The 24,560-nt window shown below is 63.2% G+C and carries 26 protein-coding genes; 18 read left to right on the forward strand and 8 right to left on the reverse strand.

Features of this window, described 5'->3' with window-relative positions:
• Position 1 precedes the first annotated feature (1 nt).
• The gene (locus tag IPV08_RS07535; RefSeq protein WP_207411389.1) at positions 2 to 1,009 is read right to left on the reverse strand and encodes an alpha/beta hydrolase; all 1,008 of its coding nucleotides are present in this window, start codon (positions 1,007 to 1,009) and stop codon (positions 2 to 4) included.
• 179 nt (positions 1,010 to 1,188) lie between these two features.
• On the opposite strand from IPV08_RS07535, the gene IPV08_RS07540 reads away from it, so the two are divergent.
• The gene (locus IPV08_RS07540) at positions 1,189 to 1,662 is read left to right on the forward strand and encodes an Hsp20 family protein (protein ID WP_207411390.1); all 474 of its coding nucleotides are present in this window, start codon (positions 1,189 to 1,191) and stop codon (positions 1,660 to 1,662) included.
• Positions 1,663 to 1,718: 56 nt separating this feature from the next.
• On the opposite strand, the gene IPV08_RS07545 is transcribed toward IPV08_RS07540, so the two are convergent.
• Both IPV08_RS07545 and IPV08_RS07550 read right to left on the reverse strand, forming a co-directional pair.
• Positions 1,719 to 1,997 (reverse strand): hypothetical protein, encoded by a 279-nt coding sequence (locus tag IPV08_RS07545; RefSeq protein WP_056433780.1) that lies wholly within the window; start codon positions 1,995 to 1,997, stop codon positions 1,719 to 1,721.
• Positions 1,998 to 2,112: 115 nt separating this feature from the next.
• Entirely contained in the window at positions 2,113 to 2,556 is a 444-nt protein-coding gene (locus tag IPV08_RS07550; protein ID WP_207411391.1) for an RNA polymerase subunit sigma-70, read from the reverse strand.
• A gap of 351 nt (positions 2,557 to 2,907) precedes the next feature.
• Here IPV08_RS07550 and IPV08_RS07555 point away from each other — a divergent pair, with 351 nt between their 5' ends.
• The 4 genes from IPV08_RS07555 to IPV08_RS07570 all read left to right on the forward strand — a co-directional run bounded on the left by IPV08_RS07555 (position 2,908) and on the right by IPV08_RS07570 (position 6,575).
• Positions 2,908 to 3,774: a Kdo hydroxylase family protein gene (locus IPV08_RS07555; RefSeq protein WP_207411392.1), complete on the forward strand. Its 867-nt coding sequence runs from the start codon at positions 2,908 to 2,910 to the stop codon at positions 3,772 to 3,774.
• Between the two features lie 38 nt (positions 3,775 to 3,812).
• The gene (locus IPV08_RS07560; protein ID WP_207411393.1) at positions 3,813 to 4,112 is read left to right on the forward strand and encodes an antibiotic biosynthesis monooxygenase family protein; all 300 of its coding nucleotides are present in this window, start codon (positions 3,813 to 3,815) and stop codon (positions 4,110 to 4,112) included.
• Between the two features lie 349 nt (positions 4,113 to 4,461).
• On the forward strand, positions 4,462 to 5,385 hold the full coding sequence (gene hemC, locus IPV08_RS07565; protein ID WP_207411394.1) for a hydroxymethylbilane synthase: 924 nt from the start codon (positions 4,462 to 4,464) through the stop codon (positions 5,383 to 5,385).
• Positions 5,386 to 5,528: 143 nt separating this feature from the next.
• Complete coding sequence (locus IPV08_RS07570; RefSeq protein ID WP_207411395.1) at positions 5,529 to 6,575, forward strand: diguanylate cyclase; 1,047 nt, start codon at positions 5,529 to 5,531, stop codon at positions 6,573 to 6,575.
• A 5-nt stretch (positions 6,576 to 6,580) separates the two neighbouring features.
• Here IPV08_RS07570 and IPV08_RS07575 read toward each other — a convergent pair whose 3' ends face one another.
• The gene (locus IPV08_RS07575) at positions 6,581 to 6,988 is read right to left on the reverse strand and encodes a response regulator (protein WP_207411485.1); all 408 of its coding nucleotides are present in this window, start codon (positions 6,986 to 6,988) and stop codon (positions 6,581 to 6,583) included.
• Positions 6,989 to 7,114: 126 nt separating this feature from the next.
• On the opposite strand from IPV08_RS07575, the gene IPV08_RS07580 reads away from it, so the two are divergent.
• From IPV08_RS07580 to glmM, 7 genes are all read left to right on the forward strand, one after another.
• The gene (locus IPV08_RS07580) at positions 7,115 to 7,480 is read left to right on the forward strand and encodes an Hpt domain-containing protein (protein WP_210348272.1); all 366 of its coding nucleotides are present in this window, start codon (positions 7,115 to 7,117) and stop codon (positions 7,478 to 7,480) included.
• A 325-nt stretch (positions 7,481 to 7,805) separates the two neighbouring features.
• On the forward strand, positions 7,806 to 8,306 hold the full coding sequence (pal, locus tag IPV08_RS07585) for a peptidoglycan-associated lipoprotein Pal (RefSeq protein WP_018043035.1): 501 nt from the start codon (positions 7,806 to 7,808) through the stop codon (positions 8,304 to 8,306).
• Positions 8,307 to 8,423: 117 nt separating this feature from the next.
• Complete coding sequence (gene ybgF, locus IPV08_RS07590; RefSeq protein ID WP_207411397.1) at positions 8,424 to 9,392, forward strand: tol-pal system protein YbgF; 969 nt, start codon at positions 8,424 to 8,426, stop codon at positions 9,390 to 9,392.
• Entirely contained in the window at positions 9,389 to 10,396 is a 1,008-nt protein-coding gene (gene tilS, locus IPV08_RS07595; RefSeq protein WP_246747849.1) for a tRNA lysidine(34) synthetase TilS, read from the forward strand. Before ybgF ends, tilS begins: the two co-directional genes overlap by 4 nt.
• 145 nt (positions 10,397 to 10,541) lie before the next feature.
• Positions 10,542 to 12,461: an ATP-dependent zinc metalloprotease FtsH gene (gene ftsH / locus IPV08_RS07600; RefSeq protein ID WP_027174054.1), complete on the forward strand. Its 1,920-nt coding sequence runs from the start codon at positions 10,542 to 10,544 to the stop codon at positions 12,459 to 12,461.
• A 129-nt stretch (positions 12,462 to 12,590) separates the two neighbouring features.
• Positions 12,591 to 12,824 carry a hypothetical protein gene (locus IPV08_RS07605; protein WP_207411398.1) on the forward strand — a complete coding sequence of 78 codons (234 nt, stop codon included), beginning with the start codon at positions 12,591 to 12,593 and terminating at the stop codon, positions 12,822 to 12,824.
• Between the two features lie 117 nt (positions 12,825 to 12,941).
• Complete coding sequence (glmM, locus tag IPV08_RS07610) at positions 12,942 to 14,282, forward strand: phosphoglucosamine mutase (protein ID WP_056433774.1); 1,341 nt, start codon at positions 12,942 to 12,944, stop codon at positions 14,280 to 14,282.
• Here glmM and IPV08_RS07615 read toward each other — a convergent pair.
• Positions 14,279 to 14,602, reverse strand: coding sequence for an MmcQ/YjbR family DNA-binding protein (locus IPV08_RS07615; protein WP_207411399.1), 324 nt, complete (start codon positions 14,600 to 14,602; stop codon positions 14,279 to 14,281). The two genes, glmM and IPV08_RS07615, sit on opposite strands and share 4 nt — an antisense overlap.
• A 229-nt stretch (positions 14,603 to 14,831) precedes the next feature.
• On the opposite strand from IPV08_RS07615, the gene IPV08_RS07620 reads away from it, so the two are divergent.
• The 4 genes from IPV08_RS07620 (at position 14,832) to IPV08_RS07635 (ending at position 18,271) form a co-directional block, all read left to right on the forward strand.
• Positions 14,832 to 15,683 (forward strand): outer membrane beta-barrel protein, encoded by an 852-nt coding sequence (locus IPV08_RS07620; protein WP_207411487.1) that lies wholly within the window; start codon positions 14,832 to 14,834, stop codon positions 15,681 to 15,683.
• A 230-nt stretch (positions 15,684 to 15,913) separates the two neighbouring features.
• Positions 15,914 to 16,765 carry an outer membrane beta-barrel protein gene (locus IPV08_RS07625; RefSeq protein ID WP_246747850.1) on the forward strand — a complete coding sequence of 284 codons (852 nt, stop codon included), beginning with the start codon at positions 15,914 to 15,916 and terminating at the stop codon, positions 16,763 to 16,765.
• A 215-nt stretch (positions 16,766 to 16,980) separates the two neighbouring features.
• On the forward strand, positions 16,981 to 17,892 hold the full coding sequence (locus IPV08_RS07630) for an outer membrane beta-barrel protein (protein ID WP_207411401.1): 912 nt from the start codon (positions 16,981 to 16,983) through the stop codon (positions 17,890 to 17,892).
• A gap of 85 nt (positions 17,893 to 17,977) precedes the next feature.
• Positions 17,978 to 18,271, forward strand: coding sequence for a hypothetical protein (locus tag IPV08_RS07635; protein ID WP_207411402.1), 294 nt, complete (start codon positions 17,978 to 17,980; stop codon positions 18,269 to 18,271).
• A 6-nt stretch (positions 18,272 to 18,277) separates the two neighbouring features.
• Here the strand turns inward: IPV08_RS07635 and IPV08_RS07640 are convergent, their stop codons facing one another.
• Positions 18,278 to 18,826: an HNH endonuclease gene (locus tag IPV08_RS07640; protein ID WP_018043045.1), complete on the reverse strand. Its 549-nt coding sequence runs from the start codon at positions 18,824 to 18,826 to the stop codon at positions 18,278 to 18,280.
• A gap of 644 nt (positions 18,827 to 19,470) precedes the next feature.
• Here IPV08_RS07640 and IPV08_RS07645 point away from each other — a divergent pair.
• Both IPV08_RS07645 and IPV08_RS07650 read left to right on the forward strand, forming a co-directional pair.
• Positions 19,471 to 22,143: a DUF3772 domain-containing protein gene (locus IPV08_RS07645; protein ID WP_246747851.1), complete on the forward strand. Its 2,673-nt coding sequence runs from the start codon at positions 19,471 to 19,473 to the stop codon at positions 22,141 to 22,143.
• 36 nt (positions 22,144 to 22,179) lie between these two features.
• On the forward strand, positions 22,180 to 22,677 hold the full coding sequence (locus IPV08_RS07650) for a CAP domain-containing protein (protein WP_207411403.1): 498 nt from the start codon (positions 22,180 to 22,182) through the stop codon (positions 22,675 to 22,677).
• Positions 22,678 to 22,686: 9 nt separating this feature from the next.
• On the opposite strand, the gene IPV08_RS07655 is transcribed toward IPV08_RS07650, so the two are convergent.
• Together IPV08_RS07655 and IPV08_RS07660 are read right to left on the reverse strand one after the other, a co-directional pair.
• Positions 22,687 to 23,517 (reverse strand): flagellar motor protein MotB, encoded by an 831-nt coding sequence (locus tag IPV08_RS07655; protein WP_207411404.1) that lies wholly within the window; start codon positions 23,515 to 23,517, stop codon positions 22,687 to 22,689.
• Between the two features lie 20 nt (positions 23,518 to 23,537).
• Positions 23,538 to 24,311, reverse strand: coding sequence for a MotA/TolQ/ExbB proton channel family protein (locus IPV08_RS07660; protein WP_018043049.1), 774 nt, complete (start codon positions 24,309 to 24,311; stop codon positions 23,538 to 23,540).
• Positions 24,312 to 24,560 lie beyond the last annotated feature (249 nt).

Raw genomic sequence — 24,560 nt, forward strand, 5'->3', positions numbered from 1 at the left:
TCTAGGGCAGCATCGCGGCAGCAGCAGACCGCACCGTATCGGCGTGCTCCACTCGCGACGGCGTGACCACCGACCCCGGCACGAAGGCATCGAAAGCCGCCCAGAAATCATCCCGGATCGCGTCACGCTCCGAGAGGATCTCATGCCGGGCATCGGGCAGGACGAGGAGAAACCCGGAGGAAAGGCGGCCGACGAAACGCTCCGTGATGGCGGTATCGCAAACAGGGTCGGCGCCAGCGCCGATCACGAGGATCGGGATGCGGATCGAGGCGGCCTTTCGCGGATCGGCGAGCTTCTCCATCGCCCTGAACGCACCGACGATCCAGGCCACGCTCGGGTCGCCCACGGCGCCAGTGCCCACCGCCCGGGCCGCCTGGGCATTGCGTTCATAGCGGGCGGGATCACCCGAGAGTCGGTTTCCCGCAAACGGTTTCGTCGCCATCGAGGTCGGCTTGCCGAACGGGATATAGCTGCGCCCGAGCCCCAGCGCATGCAGCACACGGGCGAGAAAGAAGGACGCCGCCGGGAAACGGATCATCCGGATCGACAACATCGGTGCCACGGTGACTAGTCGGGCGAAGGGAAGCCATCCGTCCATCGCACCGGTCAAAGCCACGGCGCCCCCCATGGAATGGGCGAGGCCCATATGCGGATGCGGCATCAACGGCCGTAGGATCGCTTCCTCTATCGCTTTGAGATCGTGGCGATAATCGTCGAACCGTGCGACGTGGCCACGATGCGCATCGGTGACTTGCCGCTGCGATTCGCCCTGACCACGCCAATCGAACGCTACGACCGCGAAGCCGCGCCTGCGCAGATCCGTGATAGTTTCGTAGTACTTCTCGATGAACTCAGCACGGCCCTGAAGCAGGCACACCGTTCCTTTGGCAAGGCGCGTTGTGGGGCGCCAGTGAGCCGCCCTCAGCCGTACTCCGTCATCCGTCTGAACAGAAACCAGCGTTCCCCCCGGGGGAACTGGATTTCCGGGGGTGGAAGCAAGGCTCAGCATGGGCAGAGCCCGAACAAGAGGAGCAGCATCAAAATTTCCATGCAACGGGGTATCCAAACTCTTGAAGCCTATCGCCACGCCTCCGATATTGGAGGAGCGCCGGCCGATACGGCGGCGCAATAGTCCGGCCCTTTGGGCGGACGATAACGTTACATGTTGCTTCCTACGGAGAATATGTCATGCGCCAGTTCGATCTTGCTCCCCTCTATCGTTCTACTGTCGGCTTCGACCGTTTGTTCTCGGCCCTCGATCAGTTCGTGAGCGCCGACGCGGTCCCGACCTACCCACCCTACAACATCGAGCGCACAGGCGAGAGCGCTTACCGCATCACGGTCGCGGTAGCAGGCTTCACCGAAGCAGACCTTACCATTGAGGTGAAGGAAAACGCTCTCTCGCTCAAAGGTGAGCGTAAGCCGGATGCCAGCCGAAAGGTCGAGGTTCTGCATCAGGGCATCGCCGCCCGTGGCTTCGAGCGTCGGTTCCAGCTTGCCGATTACGTGCAGGTGACGGGCGCGGCCCTGGAGAACGGGTTGCTCCATATCGATCTCGTCCGCGAGATTCCGGAGGCCAAGAAGCCTCGCCAGATCCAGATCGCCACGTCGGCTGCCGCCAAGGCACCCGTGATCGAGGGTCAGGTGCAAGAAGCGGCCTAATCGATCGTCTTTTGATGGAGAGCGCCCCGATCCCCAGGTTGGGGCGCTCTTGCGTGTCAGAACCCGTCGAACCGGTCTCCTCGGCCGGGCTCCCTGCAGCGATAGCCAATGAAGCAATCCGGCGTGTCGCGCGTGGGCGCATAGGCGGGGATCGTGATCTCGGTCACTTCGCAAGCACCCCGGTCACGCACGAAACGGTCATAGGTCGCCCCACCCGTCCCAAGAACGATGCCGCGGTTGCGCGACACGACGGATCGGGCCTCTGGGCACGTCATATCGAGTGTGGATGCCCGTTGCGCGATAGCCGGCGAAGCGACGCCGATCGCGGCACACATGCCGCAAATGAAATTGAAGACCCTCGCCACAATCCAATGCCCCCGCGTTCGACGACGCAAAAGCGCCGTCCGACCAGGGTAACTCGAAGCCGATCAGCCAAGTTTCACAGGGGCTTCACAGGTCTCCGAAGGCGAGTTGTCCCTGTGGGCTCTGCCTAGGACGAGCAGCTATCGGCCGGTCCTTACGGACCGTAGGCTTCGTCGCGGTTCGCTGCGTTTTCGGCTCGCCGCGCATCCGAGCCTTCGCCTTGTCGCGGGCTACGGCTTCGGGAGCCTGCGGATCCTCGTTCAGCCACTTGCCGCGCTTGATGACCTCGTTGACCCGTCCCTGGTTCACGCCGACCTTGAAGGCGATCTCCTGCTGGGTCATTCCCGTGGAAGCGTGGAGGTCGAGGATGGCCCGAGCCAGTTCCGGTGTCATCTTCTGCCCCGTGAGGCGTCTCGCCGGCTTGATCGTCCGGGTCGCGCGATCGCGCTCGCGCAGGCGCTGGAGCAGGGCCAGCGCCATGTTCATACCCTGCTCTCGCAGGGCCTCCTCGAATTCCTTCAACGTCGCCATCGTCGGCTTCCTCGTTGCCGTCGCGGCCGGACCTTTGGACCTGCCCGCCACCGAGAGAACGATCGGGCATGCGCCAAGGTTGCGACGGACGCCATCGGTCGATCGAGCATGGTTGAGCCGGTACAGGGCCGATGACAACCGGGTGAAGACTTCATCCACTACTAATCCGCCGCACGTCACTCTCGGTAGCGTCGCTGTTCCAGCGCGCGTCATCGTCCGTGACGGTACCGACTCGGGCTCATTCCGTAGTGACTGGCCCTTACCGTCTTACCTTTGACGGCCAACCCTTGGCGGAAAGCCCGGGCTTCGGCTAAACCGCGCGGCACACGCGGCTTTCGAGGACGCTTCCCAATGATCAGCCCGATCCTTTCCGTCGCCCGCGACGGGTCAGCGCCCGGCGCTCCCTCCCTCGTCGAAGCCTTGGAGAACGGGTCGGTCCTGGTCTTCCACGACGAGGACTTCCCGTTCAGCGATTTCGAGAAGCGCTTCGTCGAACGACCCTTCGCTGACGGCAAGGCCAAGAATGTGAACATCCGCGGCAAGGAGGCCGCCCTGAGAGGTGCCGCCGGGACGCCGGAGGAACAGGAAGCGCTGCGTCAGCTTCTCATCCGCTACAAGGCCTTCGCCCAAGGGCTCATCGACCGCCATCTGCCGGCCTATACCGGCAAAGTCACGCTGGCTGGCACCTCCTACCGTCCGTTCGAGGTGGATCAACGCAAGCTCAGTTGGCGCCGCGACGACACCCGTCTGCATGTGGATGCCTTTCCGTCGAATCCGATCGGCGAGAAGCGCATCCTGCGTATTTTCCGCAACATCAACCCCAACGGCCAACCGCGCCTGTGGCGGGTAGGCGAAGATTTCGGCTCGATGGCTGAAAAATTTTTGCCGCGCTTGCCGGGCTACTCGCCGCTATCCGCGCGGCTGTTGGCCACGCTGCGTATCACCAAGGCGCGCCGCTCCGAATACGACCACCTGATGCTTCATCTCCATGACGCGCTCAAGCAGGACATGGAGTACCAGCAGAAAGGTCCCCAGGCCGATGTGCAATTTGCACCGGGCCAGACCTGGGTGACGTTCTCGGACCTCGTCATGCACGGCGCCATGGGCGGCCGCTACATGCTGGAACAGACGGCCTACCTGCCCGTCACGAGCCAAGCAGATCCGGAACGCAGCCCACAGCGGATCCTTTCCAAGAAACTCGGCCGCAAACTGCGTTGAGATTTCACCGATACAGAAACCGAGTTTAGGGCCACGCCATGATCCTCGAAATTGCACAGATCGAAATCAAATCCGGCATGGAAGCTGATTTCGAGGCGAACATCGCCAAGGCATCCGAAATCTTCAAGGTCGCCAAGGGATGCAGGAGCTTCGCTGTTCGTCGTTCCGTTGAGAAGCCGCAACGCTATCGACTGCTGATCGAGTGGGAGACCCTCGCGGACCATACAGAACTCTTCACGGGCTCGCAGGCCTGGAAGGATTACCGCGCCATGGTATCCCCTTTCTTCGAGGGACCGCCGAGCGTCGAGCATACGGAACTGACCCTGCAGGCGTTCTGACGTCCAGACCCGTCATGACCGGCGGCATCATGCCCCAAGGGGAACGGGCAGGAGGAGCAAGCTGCTGTCCGGCAGCAGTCCCGCATCATCCTAAGGAAAATGCGTATCGCGCGAATGTTCGAGCTTGCTCGAAGCCATCTCTCATTTCGTTGGAGGTCGAAATACGATCGGCTTCCTATCATCAGGATTCGATGATCGGGGTGGGTTAATAGATTTCCTTCACTCCCTGGCGCGGGTCGCGCAAAGCCTCCGCCACCGTGACAGCGGATCGCCGACTGCTTACTGAAGGATACCGTCCTCGACAGAGGCGGTCTTATCCGAAGCGTCCTTGCACAGGCGTCCATCGCCCATGATTCAGCGCCCCCTCCGCATTGGCACCCGCGGCAGCCCCATGGCTCTCGCGCAGACGGGAATGGTCCGCGACAAGATCGTGGCCGCAAATCCGGGGCTGGAAACGGAGCTGGTGGTGGTGAACACGGTCGCCGACCGCATCCTCGACCGCCCCCTGTCCGAAATCGGCGGCAAGGGACTTTTCACGAAGGAGCTTGAACAGGCCCTCTTCGCCGACGTGGTCGATGTGGCCGTGCATTCCATGAAGGATGTCGAAACCTGGCTACCCGAGGGGCTGGTCATCGCTTGCATCCTGGAACGGGACGATCCACGCGATGCATTCCTCTCGGCGCAAGCCGAGGGCTTTGCCGGCCTCGCACCAGGAGCGCGCGTGGGTACTTCCTCCCTGCGCCGGGCCGCCCAGGTTCTCATGCGCAGGCCGGACCTGCGCATCGTCCCCATGCGCGGCAACGCCAACACAAGAATGCGCAAGCTCCAAGAGGGCACATGCGAGGCGACGCTTCTGGCCCTTTGCGGTCTCGAACGCCTCGGCATGGCCGACATGGCACGGAGCGTCCTGTCCGTGGACGAGATGCTCCCCGCCGTGGCGCAGGGCGCCCTCGGCATCGAATGCCGGGAGGCGGATTCCGATGTTCGAGCCCTGCTTGCCCCCCTCCGGTCCCCGACGGCCATGGCTGAACTCGATGCCGAGCGAGGTCTTCTTGCGGAGCTTGACGGGTCGTGCCGCACACCCATCGCGGCCCTGGCACGGATCGACGGCGGGGTGCTGACCCTGAACGGCCTGTTGTTCCTGCCCGACGGCAGTGCTCATTGGGCGGTCCACCGCTCTGGCGCGGTATCCGATGCGGCCGGAATCGGACAGGACGCCGGCGCCGAGCTGAAACGTGCCGCTGGCGACACCTACGCCAAGCATCTGCAATAGCTTGGCGCACGCATCGATCGCGGGAGCTTGGTATCCGGTCGGGCGCGGCATCTCCGCGCCTTGCGGTCGGAAGAGGAACGGTTAATCGCTCGTCCGGTACTGTCTGCGTACAATCTCATACACTTCGCGGCCCGAGAATACCGATGCATGAGGTCCGCACCGCCCTATCGCCCTGCTCAACCGTACTGATCCGTCTCGACGGGGATCCCGCCGGTCTCGGAGAGTTCACGATCGAGCAAAATGGCGATGCAGCGCTGATCGCCAGCCTGCAGGCGCGTGTCGAGGAACAAGCTCGTTTCATCGACGCACAGGCAGTGTCCCTCGCCCATAGCCGGAAAATCTTCGAACGCGCCTCCGCCGTAGCCAAAATCGGAGTCTGGGAATGCCGCCTCGAAGACGAGGCACTGACCTGGACCGATGCCGTCTACAGGATGTTCGATCTGCCGGTGAGCTCGCCGGTGGACCGCGAGACGACCCTGGCATGCTACAGCCCGGCGTCGCGCATCCGCCTCGACGCGCTCCGCAGCCAGGCCATCTCCGAACGCGGCGGCTTTACCCTCGACGCCGAAATTATGACCGTCGCAGGCAACCGCCGCTGGATCCGCCTGACCGCAACGGTGGAATGCGACAGCGGAATCCCGGTCCGTATCTTCGGCATGAAGCAGGACATCACCGAGGAGAAGATCCTCGCAGACCGGACCCGTTATCTCGCAGAGTTCGACACGCTGACGGGCCTGCCGAACCGCACCGTTTTCTACACTCGGCTCACAGCTATGGGCAGAATGGGAGCTTTGTTGCTCCTCGACCTCGACGGCTTCAAACAAGTCAACGACACATATGGCCATATGGCCGGTGATGCTTGTCTTACGGAGGTCGGGCGACGTCTTATGGAGACGTGCCGTCACACCGAGTTCGTGGCTCGTATCGGGGGGGACGAGTTCGGCATCGTGGTGGACGCCACCATCAATCCTCCCGACCTCGCCGTCTTGGCGGAGCGTATCATCGCTGCCATGGCGCCGCCCATCGCTTGGGGGCAGGGGACCTTCACGATCGGAGTGTCGATCGGCATCGCCATGATGGCACGCCACAAATCGGAAGACATCTTCGCCGAGGCCGACATGGCGCTGTATGCGGCCAAGGCGGAAGGACGGGGGACGTTCCGGCTAGCCCCTCCGGCAGAACACTTGTGACCGCTTCACGCTGATACGTGGTGAGAAACGGATCTTGGCGGCAAGCCTCGCTCAGCTGCCATCATTCGTGCAAGCGCAACGATTTCGCGGATCTGGAACGGCTTGCGGACCGAAAGGCTTCCCCGAAGGGGCCTGCGGTCAAAATAAGCATTCGTCGATGCATAGATCACCGGGCGGTCGGGGCGAACCTCGCGGAAGGCAAGAGCCACCGTCCATCCGTCTATCATCCCCGCGAGATTGATATCGGTCAGCAACCAGTCGATATCGACGCCATGAATCCTGAGAAGCGTCAAGGCGTCTTCTCCGCTTGACGCGGCGACGACTGCGAGACCAGCGCGCTCGCACTGGATCGTCAACATATCCAGCAGAAGGAAGTTATCCTCGACGATCAGAACTTTCGGTGTGCCACTCATTCCGGCCATCGACCCTATCCTACACCAACAAATGGCTGCATTAATGGTTAAGCTTCCATCAACGGTCGCGTCGACTCGGGTGTCGCTCGCAACGTGGACGGAGGGTCGTTTGGAGACCGTGTGACGATGCGCGAGGCAGCGTTGGAGCCAACGGCGGAGAAGGGGAGGTGGGCGGTCTGCAATGAAGCTACGCTCGCCGAACTCGAAGACCTGCTTGGACGCGACCACTTGATGCAGCTTCTGTCCCTGCTCATCGTCGAGATCCGAATCCGGTTTCGAGCCGGGAACGACGATCGGAACGCCATCGGGCAGGACGCCCATGCACTGCTGGCATCGAGTGGGGCTCTCGGCTTCGTCGACCTCTCGCGGTGCTGTTCGGCGATCGCTCAAGCTTGCCTCAATGGCGGTGATATCGACGTCCCGCTGCAGGAAGGCCGGGTCGCCGCCAAGCGCGCGCTCGACGCGCTCGCCGTCTTGGGCGCATACGGGTGACAGCACTTTCGCGTCTTCCGAACACCTCACCGCAATGATCCGTTGCGCCGAAGACACACCCGTCGGAGGAGAGGAGCACGGAGTTTTTTCGTCGCGCAGCTGCCGCATTTCAGGTGCGACACAGGGTATCGCGCCGGTCACGAAGTCGTTTCGTTGAATTGAGGTGCTCAGCGTCACACGCCGCGACTGGATTTCAGCCTTTGAAACACCCCGTCAAGGTTGACGGAACCTTCGCTTAACCCGCTCGACCTACATAGGTCCTACCACCAAACGACCCCGCTGGGACGCTCCGGAACCGGACACCCCGCCCGAGGAGACCACGACCATGTCGATGACCGCGCGCTTTCGCGTGTTTCCGCTCGCGGCGGCCCTTTGCGCCGCGCTCAGTGTCGCTGCCTGCACAAACGACAAGGATCTTGCCGACGCTTCGGGCTTCGCAGGAGGCGCCAATACGCCGGGCAGCGCGCAGGACTTCGTCGTCAATATCGGCGACCGCGTCTTCTTCGAATCGGATTCGACCGATCTGACGCCGACCGCCACCGCCACCCTCGACAAACAGGCCCAGTGGCTGCAGCGCTATCCCCGCTACACCTTCCTGGTCGAAGGCCATGCCGACGAACGCGGCACCCGCGAGTACAACTTCTCGCTCGGCGAGCGCCGCGCCCAATCCGTCAAGGACTACTTGTCCTCGCGCGGCCTCGCCGCCGGACGGATGCGGACGGTTTCCTATGGAAAAGAGCGCCCGGTCGCCGTGTGCAACGACATCTCCTGCTGGTCACAGAACCGCCGCGCCGTGACCGTCCTCGACCGGGGCGCCGGCTCCTGAGAACGTAAGGTTAGCCATTACGGACGCAGCCCACTTTTGCTGCGCCCAGGCACATCTGCTATCGGCGGGGCGCTGCCGATGCATCCTCGTCCGATCCGACCACAGGTGCCGATTCCCATGCTCCGCCGCCTGCTCATCGCGTCCACGTTTCTCATGTTCCTGTCTCCCTTGACCGTCGGCGGTTCGGCGACGGCCCAGGATGCGTCGGAATTTGTCGTCCGTCTGAATCGCATCGAGAACCAGTCACGTCAGATGGCTGGTCAGATCGAGACGCTGCAATATGAGAATCGCCAGCTCAAGGAACAGCTTCGCAAGTTCCAAGAGGACGTCGAATATCGCCTGCAAGAAGGCAAGGGTGGCGCTGGAAAGCCCGCCGCATCCCCGTCAGGTACCAATCCCGGTCAAGCCAAGCCACAGAAGCGCAGCGATGCCTTCAACCCGGAGCAGAATCCCGGTCGTCCCGGCGGGCCGATGCCGCTCGGCACAACTATGCCGTCGGCTGCCATCGCGACCGCACCACCGTCTCGGGGACCGAGTGTGCCGCCCACCGTGGTCGATGCCGATGACGAAGAGCCTGGCCTGTCGCCTCCCGGCCTAGGTGGCCCCGTCGACCTCACGCCCCCGTCGCGCGTTCCTACGACGGGCGCTCTCGCGAGCCCGTCGCGCCCGATGACCAGCGTGGCCGCCACCACGACAGGCGATGCACGGGCGGATTACGAGACGGCTTACGGCTACATCACCGGACGCCATTACGAACAGGCGGAGATGAGCCTACGCCAGTTCATTCAATCGCATCCGCGCGACGCGCAGGTGCCGTCGGCGACGTACTGGCTCGGTGAGAGCTACCTCCAGCGCAACCGCAACCGCGAGGCGGCCGAGCAGTTTCTGAAGGTCTCCACGGATTACGCGCGCTCGCCCCAGGCGCCGGATGCGATGCTGAAGCTTGGAATATCTCTGAATGCACTCGGCGCACGGGAACAAGCCTGCGCCACTCTCGCCGAACTGGAGCGGAAGTTCCCGTCCGCAGCGCAGGGTGTCCGCCAGAGCGTGGTTCGCGAACAGAAACGCGCCCGCTGCGCCGCTTGAATGGCACCCCAGCGGGTGACGGGATCGACGCGACGCTTGTCGCGGCGCTGAAGCCCTATCTCGAAACTCGCAACCTGCTCATCGCAGTTTCCGGCGGACCGGACTCTACTGCATTGATGCATGCGGCCGCCCGGTCCGGGGCGGCGCATCCGATCCAAGTCGCGACGGTGGATCATCGTCTTCGTGCGGAGGGAGGCGTCGAGGCCCGGAACGTCGGGATCACTGCGCGGGCGCTTGGTTTGAGACACCACATCCTGAGCTGGGACGGCAACAAGCCGAGCCGGGGTATTCAAGCCGCCGCACGCCAGGCGCGCTACGCCCTCCTGGCGGAATGCGCGACGGGGATCGGCGCGGACACAATACTGACGGGCCATACAGCTGACGATCAGGCAGAGACCGTGCTGATGCGGCTCCTCGCCGGAAGCGGTCCGGCTGGTCTCGCGGGTATGCGGCGCGACCGGGAGCTTGCACCGGGCCTGCGCCTAGCAAGACCCTTCCTCCATATTCCAAAGGCGGATCTCATCGCCTACTGCTCGGCTCATGGGCTGGCATACGCGAGCGATCCTTCGAATGTGGATGAGCGCTTCGCACGTGCACGTTTACGCCGACTGATGCCCGACCTCGCAGCGGAAGGTCTCAACGCCGAACGGCTCTGCCGTCTGGCGGCCCGCATGTCTCGCGACGAGGACGCGTTACGCGATGCAGCGCAGTCCACCTTTATCAGGCTCCGCCTTACCGCCGATGCCGTTGTCCTGGATGGCCGCCTACTGGCCGCTCTGCCGGATGCGATCCTTATCCGCGTCGTCGACCTCGCATTGAACGAGGCCGGAGGGGGAGGGGTAGGGCGCCTGGAACGCATGGAGCGGCTCGTCTTCGAAGAGCTTCGGCCGGCCCTCACCGCAGGCACCGCCATGCGACGCACGCTTCGGGGCATCCTCGTCGAACTTGGGGCCGAGGGCGTCCTCTCCTTCTCTCCGGCACCGGCGCGACGGTCCCCATCTTAGGGACGCGCTCACCTTTCCGCCGACCGGCTTGCCGCAGGCAGGCCCGATTTACTTGGCAAGGGAGGCGGCACTGCCTACATTGCCGACATGCATCCGCGTGATCCGCCCACCAAGCGCGGGACCGGACGCCCCCAGGGATTGATCGATGAACCCGAACTTCCGCAATTTTGCCTTGTGGGTCGTCATCTTCCTGCTCGTGCTTGCCCTCGTCACTCTGTTCCAGAATCCGGGACATCGCGGCGGCGGCAGTGAGATCGCCTATAGCCAGCTTCTGAACGATGCCGATTCCGGCAAGATCCAGACGGTGGTGATCTCCGGGCAGGATGTGAGTGGTACCTATGTCGGCGGTGGCAACTTCACCTCCTATGCACCCAACGACCCGAACCTGGTGTCGAAGTTGCAGAGCAAGGGTGTGCAGATCACCGCACGTCCCCCCTCGGACAACACGCCCTGGTTCATCCAGCTTCTCGTGAGCTGGCTGCCCATCCTGGTCTTCATCGGTGCCTGGATTTTCCTGAGCCGCCAGATGCAGTCGGGTGCCGGGCGCGCCATGGGCTTCGGAAAGTCGAAGGCCAAGCTTCTCACCGAGGCCTCTGGCCGCGTGAGCTTCGACGACGTCGCCGGCGTGGAGGAAGCCAAGGAAGACCTGCAGGAGATCGTCGAGTTCCTGCGTGATCCGCAGAAGTTCCAGCGTCTCGGCGGTCGCATTCCACGCGGGGTGCTCCTCGTCGGCCCTCCCGGCACGGGTAAGACCCTCATTGCCCGTGCGGTGGCGGGCGAAGCCAATGTGCCGTTCTTCACGATCTCGGGTTCGGACTTCGTCGAGATGTTCGTCGGCGTCGGTGCCAGCCGCGTCCGTGACATGTTCGAGCAGGCCAAGAAGAATGCGCCCTGCATCATTTTCATCGATGAGATCGACGCTGTCGGTCGCCACCGCGGCGCGGGTCTCGGCGGCGGCAACGATGAGCGCGAGCAGACATTGAACCAGCTCCTCGTGGAGATGGACGGGTTCGAGGCCAACGAGGGCGTGATCATCATTGCGGCCACGAACCGTCCCGACGTGCTCGACCCCGCCTTGCTGCGTCCGGGCCGCTTCGACCGCCAGATTATGGTGCCGAACCCCGACGTCGTCGGCCGCGAGCGCATCCTTCGCGTTCACGTTCGCAAGGTGCCTTTGGCACCGGATGTCGATCTCAAGGTCATCGCGCGTGGGACCCCTGGCTTCTCCGGCGCCGACCTGATGAACCTCGTCAACGAATCGGCCCTGCTCGCCGCACGTCGTGGCAAGCGCATCGTCACGATGCACGAGTTCGAGGACGCCAAGGACAAGGTGATGATGGGTGCGGAGCGGCGCACCTTGGTGATGACTGAGGACGAGAAGAGGCTCACGGCCTATCACGAAGGTGGCCACGCCATTGTCGCCTTCAACGTGCCTGCCACTGATCCCGTCCATAAGGCGACGATCATTCCGCGCGGCCGGGCCCTGGGCATGGTCATGCAGCTTCCAGAGCGCGACAAGCTGTCTATGAGCTTCGAGCAGATGACCTCGCGTCTCGCCATCATGATGGGCGGTCGCATCGCCGAAGAGATGACGTTCGGCGCCGACAAGGTTACTTCTGGAGCACAGTCAGACATCGAGCAGGCGACACGTCTCGCTCGCATGATGGTGACGCGCTGGGGCTTCTCGCCTGAGCTCGGCACCGTGGCCTATGGCGAGAACAACGACGAGGTCTTCCTCGGCATGTCCATGGGCCGTCAGCAGACGGTTTCCGAGGCCACTGCCCAGAAGATCGACGCCGAGGTTCGCCGCCTTGTAGAGACCGGCCTTGAGGAGGCCCGCCGCATCCTCGGCGAGCATAAGGACGATCTCGAGGCACTGGCCCAGGGGCTTCTCGAATACGAAACCCTTTCGGGTGACGAGATTAAGAACCTGATCGCCGGCAAGCCGCCCATCCGTGATGCGGGTGATGGACCGACTCCGATCCGTGGTTCGTCCGTCCCGTCCGCCGGTCGCGGCCGGCCGCGGGACAACGAGGGCGGGCTGGAGCCTCAGCCCCAGGCGTGACGTCAGGGTGTTCGTTCTTCAGAAATATCAAAGCGGCGAGGGAGACCTCGCCGCTTTTCTTTTAATTGCCAAAGGCCGAATCGGGCGGCACCGCGGATAGATCGACCGTACGGCGAGGCGCTTGCCGGCGTGACGAGCAGCGAGCAGGTGAGGGACAAGCTTCTCAATCTCGACCCGGCTTTCGATCCACTGGCTTATTCGTTCGAGACGTGCGGCCCGCTCTTCGACGCGGTTTCGGACCGGTTCTGGCAGGCGAACATAGCGACCTGGCAGTGGGTGGAGCTTTACTATTTCAGCATTGGCAAGCAGATCGAGGGTGCTGTCCTCGTTTCGCTGATCATTGCTGTTTCACAGGCCTTCTGACGCGCGAGGAGGCATGAGCTAGGCTCCAGTCCGGCCACCATTCGTTTGCCATGCTTCGATACCATTCAGCGAGGTAAGGCCCGCTATGATGGGCTGTGACGATCGGGATTGAAGAACGTGCGTAAGTATTTCGGCACAGACGGCATCAGAGGCCGTGCCAACGGGGTGATCACCCCTGAACTGGCCCTCAAGGTGGGGCAAGCGGCAGGATTGGTCTTCCAGCGGGGCGATCACCGCCACAGGGTCGTGATCGGCAAGGACACCCGCCTGTCGGGCTACATGATCGAGACAGCTCTCGTTGCCGGGTTCACTTCGGTGGGCATGGACGTGATGCTGCTCGGCCCCATGCCGACGCCGGCCGTGGCCATGCTCACCCCCTCGATGCGCGCCGATCTAGGGGTTATGATCTCGGCGTCGCACAATCCGTTCGAGGATAACGGCATCAAGCTCTTCGGTCCCGATGGATTCAAGCTGAACGACGATGTCGAGCGCGCCATCGAAGCCTTGATCGACGGGGAGTTGCACAAGAAGCTCGCCGGCTCACGCGACCTCGGCCGCGCCAAGCGGATCGAAAGCGTGCATGCTCGCTACATCGAATTTGCCAAGCGTACGCTGCCGCGCAACGTCACCCTCGACGGCCTACGGGTCGTGGTCGATTGCGCCAATGGCGCGGCCTACCGCGTTGCGCCGGAGACCCTTTGGGAACTCGGAGCGGAAGTGATCGCCATCGGCGTCGATCCCGATGGCTTCAACATCAACCACGATGTGGGATCCACGGCTCCCGCCGCTCTTGCCGCCAAGGTTCGGGAATTGCGGGCGGATATCGGCATCGCCCTCGACGGCGACGCAGACCGTGTTCTCATCGTCGATGAGAAGGGCCAGTCGGTGGATGGAGACCAACTGATGGCTGTCGTGGCACGGTCCTGGAAGGACGACGACCGTCTGACACAGCCCGGCATCGTCGCGACGATCATGTCCAATCTCGGTCTCGAGCGGTTCCTCGGGGGGATCGGCCTTGGTCTCGCCCGCACGGCGGTCGGCGATCGCTACGTCCTCGAGCACATGCGGGAGCATGGCTACAATCTCGGCGGCGAGCAGTCGGGTCACATCATCATGTCGGATTACGCCACTACCGGAGACGGTCTGGTGGCGGCACTTCAGCTTCTCAGCGTGGTCAAGCGTCAGGAGCGGCCGGTGAGCGAGGTCTGCCATTGCTTCGACCCGCTGCCGCAGATCCTCAAAAACGTGCGCTACCGCTCTGGTACGCCGCTGCAGCAGGACGCGGTCGTGACAGCCATCGCCCATGGCCGCGAGCGTCTCGGCGAGACCGGCCGCGTCGTCATACGTCCGTCGGGCACCGAGCCGGTCATTCGCGTCATGGCTGAGGGCGACGATCGAAGCCTCGTCACGGAAGTCGTGGACGACATCGTCGATGCCGTGGCGAAAGCCGCGGCCTAATCGCGCAACGCCCCCGGCGCGAGGCAGCGCCATGCCGTGAGGAGAGCGCTTCTGAGCGTCTCCTCATCGGCCCCATCCAGGGACAGGCTGGTCCAGCCACGCCGTCCCCAAGCGCCGGGGACAGGATCGAACAGGTCCGGCTCGGCCTCGACCACAAAAGCCTGATGCTCGGCCGGGAACTTCAGCACAACGCGTTCTTCGTCGACCCAGAGGGTTGCGAAGATCCGCCCGCCGATGCGGAAATCGGGTTGGCCCATATGGGCGCCTTCCTCCACCCCCGGCAGCATCAGGGCGAGTGCGCGTACATCTTCAGGCCGCATGATCTCTCCGCCTCGTTACTCGCGAAAACCACCGAGGCGGCACGCGAATGCAAGTGCCGCGATATCTCGACAGCTTCTACGAGCGACAGTAAATTTGCGGCCCTCTAAGAACTCAGAAAGGCTAACGTTTAACGTTAAGCGCGATTTAACTCATCCGGCAGATGATGGGCTCGTCATCCAGGCTGGTGCTCCCACACCTCCGCCGAACGATCGAGTTGAAGGATCCATTATGCGCCGCTCCAAGCTTTCTGCCTTGGCGCGCTCGATCACGCTCCTTGCGAGCGTGGGAGCGCCATGCCTCGCGCAGGCCGCCGACCTGCTTCCGAGCCTGCCTCCCGAGCCGCTCCCCCCGCCGATCGAAATCGGCGGCGCATGGTACCTTCGCGGCGACGCCGGTGCTGGAATTCTCGGAGAAGGTCACACCGTCGCCAAGGACGTGACGACCCCCCCGATCCAATACAACTACAACGTGTTGAAGGATTATCTGGGCAACCAGGCCTTCGTGGGCGCGGGTATCGGATACCAAGCCAATTCCTGGCTCCGCTTCGATTTCACCGGCGAGTACCGGTCGGAAGCGAAATGGATCTTCTACGCGGCCGAGAAGCCGAGCGGCGGGATCAATCGCACGTCCGGCAAGTTCTCCTCGGTCGTCGGCATGGCCAACGGCTACGTCGATCTCGGCACATATTACGGCGTCACTCCCTTCGTCGGCGCAGGTGTCGGCTTTGCACACCACATGTTCGGCGGCGTGACCGACAACGGCCAAGGCCTCTATCAGGGCGGTTTTGGCTCGGGCCCGGAAAAGCAGAAGCTCAGTTTCGCTTGGGCAGCCCATGCCGGTCTCGGCTATTCCATTACGCCGAACCTCAAGCTCGAACTCGCCTATCGCTATCTCAACATGGGTTCGGCGCAAACCGGCACGATCACCTGCGACGCACCGCCCTTCTGCAAGACGGATTATCACCTCAAGGACATTGCCTCGCATGACGTGAAGGTCGGCATGCGCTGGATTCTTGGGGGCGCCGTTGCACCAGCGGTCGAATATCAGCCGCTGCCAGAACCGATCGTCCGTAAATACTGATTTTTTCCAAGGACACTACAAAGACGGCGCGGATCGGTATCCGCGCCGTCCTCTTTTGTGCGAGCACGACAGCTGGGTTAACGCCGGAGCGCGTTGTCTTTTCCAGCTCAGGACCCGTTAGGGTTAAGGCGATCATAACCTTTTAAATTCATCATCTTGGTCAGTCACCCCCCTCGCCGGCATGCATCCGTAACATGCGCTTTCCGGCCGATGCGTCCGTGAGGATCCTGATGATTCCGCCTCGTCCATACCGCTCCGCAGCCCTCGCTGCGATCCTCGCCGGACTGGCAATCGGCGCCGTGCCAGCCGTTGCAGCGGACCTTCTTCCGCCGCCACCGCCTCCGCCGGCACCCGCCCCGGTCCAGATCGGCAGCGGATGGTACCTCCGTGCCGATTTCACCGAGAGCTATTACGATCATCCCAAGGATGCGACGCTGGTCGAACCGGGCACGCCGCCGCTCGTACGACTGCGCCTCAGTCATCAGCCAGGCTATGGTGGCGGCATCGGCTACCGCTTCAACAACTGGCTGCGCATGGACGCCACCATCGACCAGCGCCTTCCCAGCCGTTTCACGACCTACTCGTCCGGCTCGAACTTCGCGAACGGATACAACGTCGAGGCCGGCAAGCTCGACGTGCTGACGGCCCTCGTGAACGTCTATGCGGATCTCGGCACCTGGTGGGGGCTCACCCCCTATATCGGCGGAGGCATCGGTATCGCGCAGAAAGACTTCCGCAACGCCTATACCCAAACCACCTGTACCGTTCCCGTGCTCTGTGACGGAAGCCCGGTGGTCGGGCCACGCCCCGCTGCCGCGCGTCGCAACGGTTCGGTCACGTCATTGGCCTGGGCACTGACAGGCGGCGTGTCCTACGAGATCGGTGCGGGCTTCGCGATCGATGCGAACTACCGTTACGTCAATCTCGGCCGCGCCAAGACCGGCCTCGACGATTTCGGCTTCGGGACCCGCCTCAAGGACATCTCGGCCAACGAGGTTCGCGTCGGCCTGCGCTACAGCTTCGCCAGCGGCGCTGCTGCTTTTGGGACCGGCGGTTACGGCGGCGGCAATCCCTACGAATAAGGCATAGCCCGATACACGGCAGGACCTTCGCCCGCCTTCATATGCTCAAAGCCCGCCCGGCCCGTGCCGCGCGGGCTTTTTCGTCCTGCGACCATGACCATAGGCCTCGCCGTAACTCATGTGGCGCGAACGCAACGGAGTATTAAGGTTACGCAATCAATAATGATACTATGTTCGGAAAGAACAGTCGGGCTGCAGCCCTGAGGACGACCTCGATGCGTACCGTCACCCTTGCTCTCCTGACCGGCATCACACTCGGATGGCTGCCGACCGCCCGGGCCGCCGATCTGGACTATGGCGTGCTGCGTGGTTCCGATTACGAGCCTGCCTCAACCGAGATCGATTGGAACGGCGGATATTTCGGCGGGCATGCGGGATACAGCTCGGCCGCGCTGGGCTTCAACAATGCGTTTCAACCCATTGTCGCAAGCGCGCTCAGCCAGACTTACTTCGAGAACGAGATGCATGCCTCTGGATTGCTCCAGACGCATTCAACCCGGACGGAAGGCGCCAGCTATGGAGCTTTTGCGGGATGGAATTACCAGTTCGACGAGACCGTCATCGGCATTGAGGTGGATTATACAAGCTTCGGCAGAACCGGCGCGAGCAACAATTACATTTCTCGTTTCATGGTTGGAACAGATGGCTTTTTTCGCTCCGTCGGCCTCGAAGGCACGTCCTCGACGCGAATTGAAGATTTCGGCACGATCCGGGCCCGTGCCGGTTATACAATGGGCGCCTTTCTCCCGTTCGTAACGGGCGGACTGGCCATCGGCCGCGCACAAATCGCAGATCAAGTAAAGATTCAGGCCGCAGAATACGACCAAACCACGTATCGTGCCAATCTCGGCCTCAGCGATCCTAGGCAAGCCGCCGTCGTCAGCCACAGTGGTTATAGCAGCTTCAATGCCCAAAACCCCGGTCGATCAACTCTGGCAGCGCCCGTCACCTACGGAAGCAGTAAAACAAAGGTCGTTGGCGGCATCGCACTGGGCGCAGGCTTGGAATACGCGTTGACGCAGAACATTATTCTGCGCGGGGAATATCAATATGTCCTCTTTAACGACTTTGATGGCCACAAAGTTAATCTGAACACCGTCCGCGGCGGCGCGGCCGTGAAGTTCTGAGACTCATACAAAATCTGGTGCGTTAAGGGCTTCATCGCATCATCTGCTGCAAAGTCCGCCAGCATTTTGAAACGGACTCCGCACGATGAACCGAACCAACCTCTCCGTCGGTGCCGCGATACTCAGCCTCGTATCCATTTCAGGAGCCGAGGCAGGAGGCCGCCACATTGCCGTCGATGCTGTGTACCAAGGTCCGTATGTTCAGCGGCACGGCGCGATGTTGCCGCCGCAGATTTCCTATCGTGATCCTCGCTATTTGCCGGCGCCGCGCTTGGTGAGAACCATTTACGGCCCGCCAGTCGTCCTGGGTCTTGTTCCCCCGCACAACCCCAACGCACCGGTCTATAACGAACCGCCGCCGCGCTTCTCGCAGGACTGACCAACGTCAGCTTTCGAGTTCGCTGTCCCAGTACAGGTAATCCAGCCAGGTGTGATGGTACTCGCGGTGGTCGAATTCCGGTTGGCGGCGATGGAGCTCGTGCCGCGTCGGCCGGTGGGGTTCATGCAGGAGCGGCATCTCCGCTTCCGCCGGAGTACGGTTCGCCTTGCGCAGATTGCAGGGTGAGCAGGCGGCGACGACGTTCTCCCAGCTCGACAATCCGCCGCGTGAGCGCGGAATGACGTGGTCGAAGGTCAGCCCGCCCGAGGGCATCCGAAGTCCGCAATACTGACAGGAGAAGGTGTCGCGCAGGTAGATGTTGTAGCGGGTGAATGCCGGACTGCGCGCCAGGGTCACGTAGTTCTTGAGGGCAACGACGCTGGGGACCCTCAAGGCGCGGCTCGGTGACCGGGCCTCGACATCGTAGCTGGCCACCAATGTGACCCTGTCGAGGAAGAGGGCGGTGAAAGCGTCCTTCCAGGACCATAAGGACAGCGGATTATACGAAAGCGGCCGGTAATCCGCATTGAGGACGAGCGTTTGGAGATCCAGCATGGCGCTACTCTCTTGACGGATCGACGAAGGGACGACGCAGCACGTTACGGCGCGGCATCGTCCCCGGATGATGAAAGATCGGTGGTCCCGGCAGTTCGGTCTTCGACTTCGGCATCCGGCGAACAAATCTCGGTCGCCGGACCGGCACAGGATGCGAAGAGAACAGATGATCGGGGAGGGCGGACCGGCCTGGGCTTAGCCAAAAGCGGTCGCATCGGGCGGGAACGCCCGGTTTGTGGCGAGGCACATCGACATGGACGGCCAACGCCACCTCCTCGCGTCGATACGAAAAGGCTCTGTCCATTGCGCGTTAGTCTAATATCAGCATGACACGCTTGTGAAGGTTGCCCGGTCGATCCGCGACGTCGCGGCCCACAATCTTTCGGGCTGCCTCGGCGAATGATGTGTCTGCGGCACCCTTTCGCCCCATTGATCGGCCATCCGACAATCTGATTTTTGACCCGCTGCCACCTACGGCGCGTGTTGTGCCTGCGCTGATGCTCCCGTCATGGCCACGGCTCTTGCCGGAGATGGGCCTGGAAGCGATTGGCCCGCGCACCGGGGTCTGCGTGCCGACGCCAGAGGGGCGGTCGGCCCAAGCCGACGAAAGGAACGACATGGAACTGGGATTCATGAAGGGCAGAATGCGACATGCAGCTCTCCTTGCCGCGTGGATGGGTGCTTCCTTCCTGACTCCCATTCCGGTTCTGGCGCAGGCGGCGCCCGTCGCCCCCGCGCAGACGGAGCCGGCAAAGCCGGCGCCCGCTACCGTCCCACCCGCTGCGGCGGCCCCCGCGCCGGCCGCGAAGCCGCCCGTGCCGAAACAGGCAGTCTCTGAGGCGATCCAGAATGTCCGCGACCGGCTCGACGAGGCGAAGGCCAATCTCGATGAGCGTGAGAAGCTGCTCGCCGGCCGCAACGTCGATTCCGCGAACCTGCTCAAGGCACGCGAAGGCCTCGACGCCATCGCCGACCGGATCCGTCAGATCATCGATGCCACCACGCCGCGTCTCGAAGCGGCCCGCGAGCGCCTGACGCAGCTCGGCCCGAAGCCGAAGGAAGGCGAGGAGGGCGAGGACGTCGCCAAGGAGCGGGGCGAGCGCGAGCATGCGGTCGCCGAGATCGACGAGACGCAGCGGCTGGCGAAATCGCTTCTTGTGCAGAGCGACCAGATCATCGACCAGATCACGAACAAGCGCAGGGCAGCCTTCACCCGCGGCCTGTTCGAACGCTCGTCGGCACTGGTGAATCCCGACCTCTGGATGCGTATCGCCGACGATGTCCCGCGCGACATCCGGGCTCTGCAGGCCGCCGTCAGTGATATCGCTGGCCTGTTCGGCCGCAACGGATCGATCTGGAATCTTCTTCTGCTCGGGGTCGCCCTGGGCATCTCCGTGGCGCTGTATTTCGGACGCCGAAACATCGCCCCGCGTCTCGGGCGGCGCAGCCAGAGCGTCGTCGACCCGACGCAGCGCATGAAGCTGATGGCGGCCTGGCGCGTCTTCCTCCTCGGCACCGTACCGGCGGTGGTGGGAAGCTACGCCGTCTATTACGCCCTGGATTCCACGGACCTGCTGCCGCAGCGGCTCATGCCGGTGGCCGGCGCCATCCTCGGCGGTCTCGCTTTCATCGCCTTCGTAGAGGCCCTTTGCGACGCACTGCTGTCGCCGGAAAAACCGTCCTGGCGTCCTGCTCCGCTCAGCGATTCGACCGCGTCGCGGTTGACGCGGCTCGCCGTCGGCATCGCCACGGTAATCACGGTGGTCAAATCCATTGAGGCGCTCAATTCCGGCATCTACGCCGCACTATCGATCTCCATCGCCACGCGCGGCATCGGCGCTCTCGCCACCATCCTGATCCTCGCCATCGGGTTGCACCGCTTCGCCGACACGGCGGATAAAGAGGAGGCCTGCTTCGGTCCCTACGTCGCGCCGGAATCCACCACGACGATCGGCGGTCCGGCGCGCCTGCTCGGATGGGCTGCCGTCATCGTCATCGGCATCGCGCCCCTCGTCGGCTATGTCGCCTTCGCCGCCTTCCTCATCGACCAGCTGGTCTGGACGGCGTGCCTGATCGCGCTGCTTTACCTGCTCATCACGAGTGCCGACACGTTCATCGGCGGTACGCTGAAGGACGAGACCCGCTTCGCCACAGCGCTTCAGGCCAATACCGGGCTACGCAAGCGCTCGATCAACCAGATCGCCGTTCTGTCGACCGGTCTCGCCCGAGTCGTTCTGATCCTGGTGGCCGCCTTGCTGGCGCTCGCGCCCTGGGGCCTCGATTCCACCGACGTCTTCACCTCCGTGCGCAGCGCCTTCTTCGGCTTCAAGGTCGGAGACGTGACGATCTCGCTCTCCACCATCGCGTATGCGGTGGGACTTCTCGTCATCGGCGTGGTCATCACGCGCGCAGTCCAGCGCTGGCTGGAACAGACCTACCTCCCGGCCACCGATCTCGATGCGGGCCTGCGCAACTCCATCTCCACCATCACCGGTTATTGCGGGTTCCTGATCGCCCTCGCGCTCGCCTTCTCCTATCTCGGACTCAGCCTCGAGAAGCTGACTATCGTCGCCGGTGCGCTCTCCGTCGGTATCGGTTTCGGCCTCCAATCCATCGTCAACAACTTCGTCTCGGGCCTGCTGCTGCTGTGGGAGCGACCGATCCGCGTCGGCGATCAGGTGCTCATCGGCGACAGCGAGGGCATCGTGAAGCGCATCTCGGTGCGCTCCACCGAGATCCAGACCTTCGACCGTTCGGCGGTGATCGTGCCGAATTCGAACCTCATCTCGGGTATCGTGAAGAACCGGGTTCGCGGCGATCGCACCGGCCGCGTCACCATCACGGTCAACGTCCTGCGCAACCAGGATCCGGTCCGTGCCGCCGAAATGCTGGTGGCCTGCGCCGCCGCTCATCCGGATGTGCTGAAGGAGCCGGCACCACGGGTGGTGTTCCGCAAGATCGGCGATCCTTTCCTCGAATTCGAACTGATCGCGATGATCGTCGATGTCAGCATGGGCCTGAAGGTCACGAGCGACCTGAACTTTTCCGTGTTTCAAGCCTTGTCCGGCGCAGGGTTCATCCCGGCTCTCGGCCCCGGATCGAGCGTCGTCACCGTCCAGGGCCTGGAGCCGGTCCAGACCGCACTCGGGCAGATCGCCGGCGTGTTCGCACAGAACCGGAGCCAGGATCGGCCGGCTCAGGCGGAAGAGGTCGATGACCGGCAGGTCAGCCCTTCCGCGAACGAGGAAGCCGAGCCGATGCGCTCGGCAACGCCCCGTGAACCGATCCGGCGTAGGAGCCCTGCGGAGGTGTCGTAGACCGACACGATCGACGACGAACGCGAGGCGGAAACGATGACGATGGGATTCCGGGTGTTCGGCCTCGCGCTTGTGGGCAGCTTCTCGCTGTCCGGCTGCGCCAGGGAAGCACCGACCACCGGCGCGCTCCCGAGCCTGTACTGGCCAATGACCACCTCCGGCGCATCGGTCGATACGGCGACCGCGCGCGATATGATCTCGGCGTATCGTGCGCGGAGCGGCGGTGCACCCTTACGGATCGACCCGGACCTGCAGCGTCTGGCCGAAGCCGAGGCAGCCGCGATGGCGGCCGCCGACAAGCCGAGCCAGGCCCAGACGGTGAAGGTCGCGGTTCAGCGCCTCGGCTATGCGGGCGCGCAGGCGAATCTCTCGGCCGGCTATCACACCCTGGCGGAGGCCTTCTCGGGATGGCGCGATAGCCCGGCCCATAACGCCGTCATGCTGGCCCCTCGGGCGACACGCATGGGCATCGCTACGGCCTATGCTCCGAATTCAAAGTACAAGGTCTATTGGGCGCTGCTGGTCGCCGAGTGAGTCGCGCCCTCAGGGCAGCTTCATCGAACGCGGCGTCGGTGCCTGCTCGCCCATGAGCGTCACCGTCACGCGCCGGTTCGATGACAGATACGGATTGTCCGGGAACAGCGGCTCGGTATCCGCCTTGCCGGAGACCGAAGCGAAGCGATCGTCGGGCACGCCGGCGCTGGCGAGGATTTCGCGCACGCTGATGGCGCGACCTGCCGAGAGCTCCCAGGGCGGGGCAGGGGGGCGTGTACCGGGCCTGTCCGTGGCGGTATAGCCTGTGACGGTGATGCGGTTGGGCAGCTTCCGAATGACGGGGGCGAGTTTCTCCAGAAGGCGCCTCGTCCGATCGTTCGGCCGGCTCGACCCGTGCGGAAACATCGTGCTGCCGTCCTGATCCACCAGCGAGAGATCGACGCCCTTCTGCGTCGGATTGACGATGATATTCTTCGAAAGCTCCGAGATCTCGGGCATGTCCTGCATCGCCTGGCGCAGACTGGCGGCGGCAAGGCCGAACGCTTCCGGATAGCCGCTATCCTGGATCCCTTCCGGGGCAGTCGATTCGATATCCGGCGGCTTTGGCCGATCGGTGGCCTGTTCGGGCGCGATTTCGCTGCGGTTCTTGATATGCCCCGGCGTCGGAAGGCCGTTCACTTCGATGATTCCGGAGAAACGCGATTCCCTGTTGACACCGAAGGCATCGCGCATGGAGCCGGCCACAGCCTGCATCTTCTTCTGATCTTGAGTGGAATAGGCCGCGATCATCACGAAGAAGCTCATGAGCAGCGCCATGAGATCGGCGAAAGTCACGAACCAACCGTGACCGCCATGGCCTCCGCGCTTCTTCCTGGCCACGGCCGGTTACCCTCTTCCCGTCAGGCCGCTTCCGCCGCGAGGTCGTCGCGGTGGTTGTGCGGCAGGTAGGCGACCAGCATCTCGCGCACGAGGGACGAACTCTTCGAGTCGCGGATAAGCAGGATGCCATCGATGATGAGGGAGCGGGAGACGTCCTCCTCCTCCAGCTTCACGTGTAGCTTGTCGGCGAGCGGAAGCGCGATCATGTTGGAGATCAGCGCGCCATAGAGGGTGGCGAGCAGCGCGGTCGCCATGGCAGGGCCCAGCTTCGAGGGGTCCGACATGTTGGCGAACATCGTCACCATGCCGAGAATGGTGCCGATCATGCCCCAGGCGGGGGCACAATCCCCGAAGGCGCGGTAGATCTTCGAGCCCTCATCGAGATGCATGAGGAAGTTGTCGCGGTCGCGCTCCATCGTGTCGCGGATGAACTCGCGGTCGTAGCCGTCGGCGATGTAGCGGGCGCCCTGAGCCAGGAAGGGATCGGAGATCTCCATGTTCTCCAGCGCCATCGGGCCGGATTTGCGCACGACGTCGGCGATCTTGGTGATTTCCTCGATGAGTTCGCGCGGTCTGATCGCCCGCATGGTGAAGGCGTAGCGCATGCCCATCGGCAGGCCGTGCATCATGGTCGCGAACGGGAAGCGGATCATCGTCGCCGCGGTGGAACCGCCGAAGATGACGATGACCGCGTGCTTGTCAAAAAAGGCGGCGAAGTTCCCGCCATCGATCATGATCAGGGTGAAGACGACACCGAAGCCGCCGAGAAGCCCGATACCGGTTGCGAGATCCATGGTGAACCCTGGTCGGCTTGCCCAGCAGCACGGAACAGGATCCGAGCGGAAAGCGACGTCTTCAGCCTTAGGCAGACGCGCTAAACGAACCGTAAAGGATAACGGTCCTCCCGGCGCATTCCTGTCATTCGCCGTTCAGGGTGGCATTGCGATAAGCCGAGCACGCCGAATGGCTTGTGACCTCCGATGAATGGGGGCCGGGCCGAAGGTGAAGGGTTGAGGGCGAAGGTTCCGGCAAAAGGGACCGCG

It is taken from the genome of Methylobacterium sp. SD274, from assembly GCF_017355285.1.
In the GTDB taxonomy this organism is placed as follows: Bacteria; Pseudomonadota; Alphaproteobacteria; order Rhizobiales; family Beijerinckiaceae; genus Methylobacterium.

What these genes read in the sequence shown, in the direction of transcription:
- IPV08_RS07640 (WP_018043045.1), bottom strand. Translation starts at nt 18,826, where the DNA reads ATGCTGGATCTCCAAACGCTCGTCCTCAATGCGGATTACCGGCCGCTT.
- IPV08_RS07650 (WP_207411403.1), top strand. Translation starts at nt 22,180, where the DNA reads ATGACGATGGGATTCCGGGTGTTCGGCCTCGCGCTTGTGGGCAGCTTC.
- IPV08_RS07550 (WP_207411391.1), bottom strand. Translation starts at nt 2,556, where the DNA reads ATGGCGACGTTGAAGGAATTCGAGGAGGCCCTGCGAGAGCAGGGTATG.
- hemC (WP_207411394.1), top strand. Translation starts at nt 4,462, where the DNA reads ATGATTCAGCGCCCCCTCCGCATTGGCACCCGCGGCAGCCCCATGGCT.
- IPV08_RS07560 (WP_207411393.1), top strand. Translation starts at nt 3,813, where the DNA reads ATGATCCTCGAAATTGCACAGATCGAAATCAAATCCGGCATGGAAGCT.
- ybgF (WP_207411397.1), top strand. Translation starts at nt 8,424, where the DNA reads ATGCTCCGCCGCCTGCTCATCGCGTCCACGTTTCTCATGTTCCTGTCT.
- IPV08_RS07555 (WP_207411392.1), top strand. Translation starts at nt 2,908, where the DNA reads ATGATCAGCCCGATCCTTTCCGTCGCCCGCGACGGGTCAGCGCCCGGC.
- IPV08_RS07630 (WP_207411401.1), top strand. Translation starts at nt 16,981, where the DNA reads ATGCGTACCGTCACCCTTGCTCTCCTGACCGGCATCACACTCGGATGG.
- IPV08_RS07660 (WP_018043049.1), bottom strand. Translation starts at nt 24,311, where the DNA reads ATGGATCTCGCAACCGGTATCGGGCTTCTCGGCGGCTTCGGTGTCGTC.
- IPV08_RS07635 (WP_207411402.1), top strand. Translation starts at nt 17,978, where the DNA reads ATGAACCGAACCAACCTCTCCGTCGGTGCCGCGATACTCAGCCTCGTA.
- ftsH (WP_027174054.1), top strand. Translation starts at nt 10,542, where the DNA reads ATGAACCCGAACTTCCGCAATTTTGCCTTGTGGGTCGTCATCTTCCTG.
- IPV08_RS07615 (WP_207411399.1), bottom strand. Translation starts at nt 14,602, where the DNA reads ATGCGGCCTGAAGATGTACGCGCACTCGCCCTGATGCTGCCGGGGGTG.
- IPV08_RS07620 (WP_207411487.1), top strand. Translation starts at nt 14,832, where the DNA reads ATGCGCCGCTCCAAGCTTTCTGCCTTGGCGCGCTCGATCACGCTCCTT.
- IPV08_RS07645 (WP_246747851.1), top strand. Translation starts at nt 19,471, where the DNA reads ATGCGACATGCAGCTCTCCTTGCCGCGTGGATGGGTGCTTCCTTCCTG.
- IPV08_RS07535 (WP_207411389.1), bottom strand. Translation starts at nt 1,009, where the DNA reads ATGCTGAGCCTTGCTTCCACCCCCGGAAATCCAGTTCCCCCGGGGGGA.
- IPV08_RS07545 (WP_056433780.1), bottom strand. Translation starts at nt 1,997, where the DNA reads ATGTGTGCCGCGATCGGCGTCGCTTCGCCGGCTATCGCGCAACGGGCA.
- IPV08_RS07625 (WP_246747850.1), top strand. Translation starts at nt 15,914, where the DNA reads ATGATTCCGCCTCGTCCATACCGCTCCGCAGCCCTCGCTGCGATCCTC.
- IPV08_RS07575 (WP_207411485.1), bottom strand. Translation starts at nt 6,988, where the DNA reads ATGAGTGGCACACCGAAAGTTCTGATCGTCGAGGATAACTTCCTTCTG.
- IPV08_RS07540 (WP_207411390.1), top strand. Translation starts at nt 1,189, where the DNA reads ATGCGCCAGTTCGATCTTGCTCCCCTCTATCGTTCTACTGTCGGCTTC.
- pal (WP_018043035.1), top strand. Translation starts at nt 7,806, where the DNA reads ATGTCGATGACCGCGCGCTTTCGCGTGTTTCCGCTCGCGGCGGCCCTT.
- IPV08_RS07570 (WP_207411395.1), top strand. Translation starts at nt 5,529, where the DNA reads ATGCATGAGGTCCGCACCGCCCTATCGCCCTGCTCAACCGTACTGATC.
- IPV08_RS07580 (WP_210348272.1), top strand. Translation starts at nt 7,115, where the DNA reads ATGCGCGAGGCAGCGTTGGAGCCAACGGCGGAGAAGGGGAGGTGGGCG.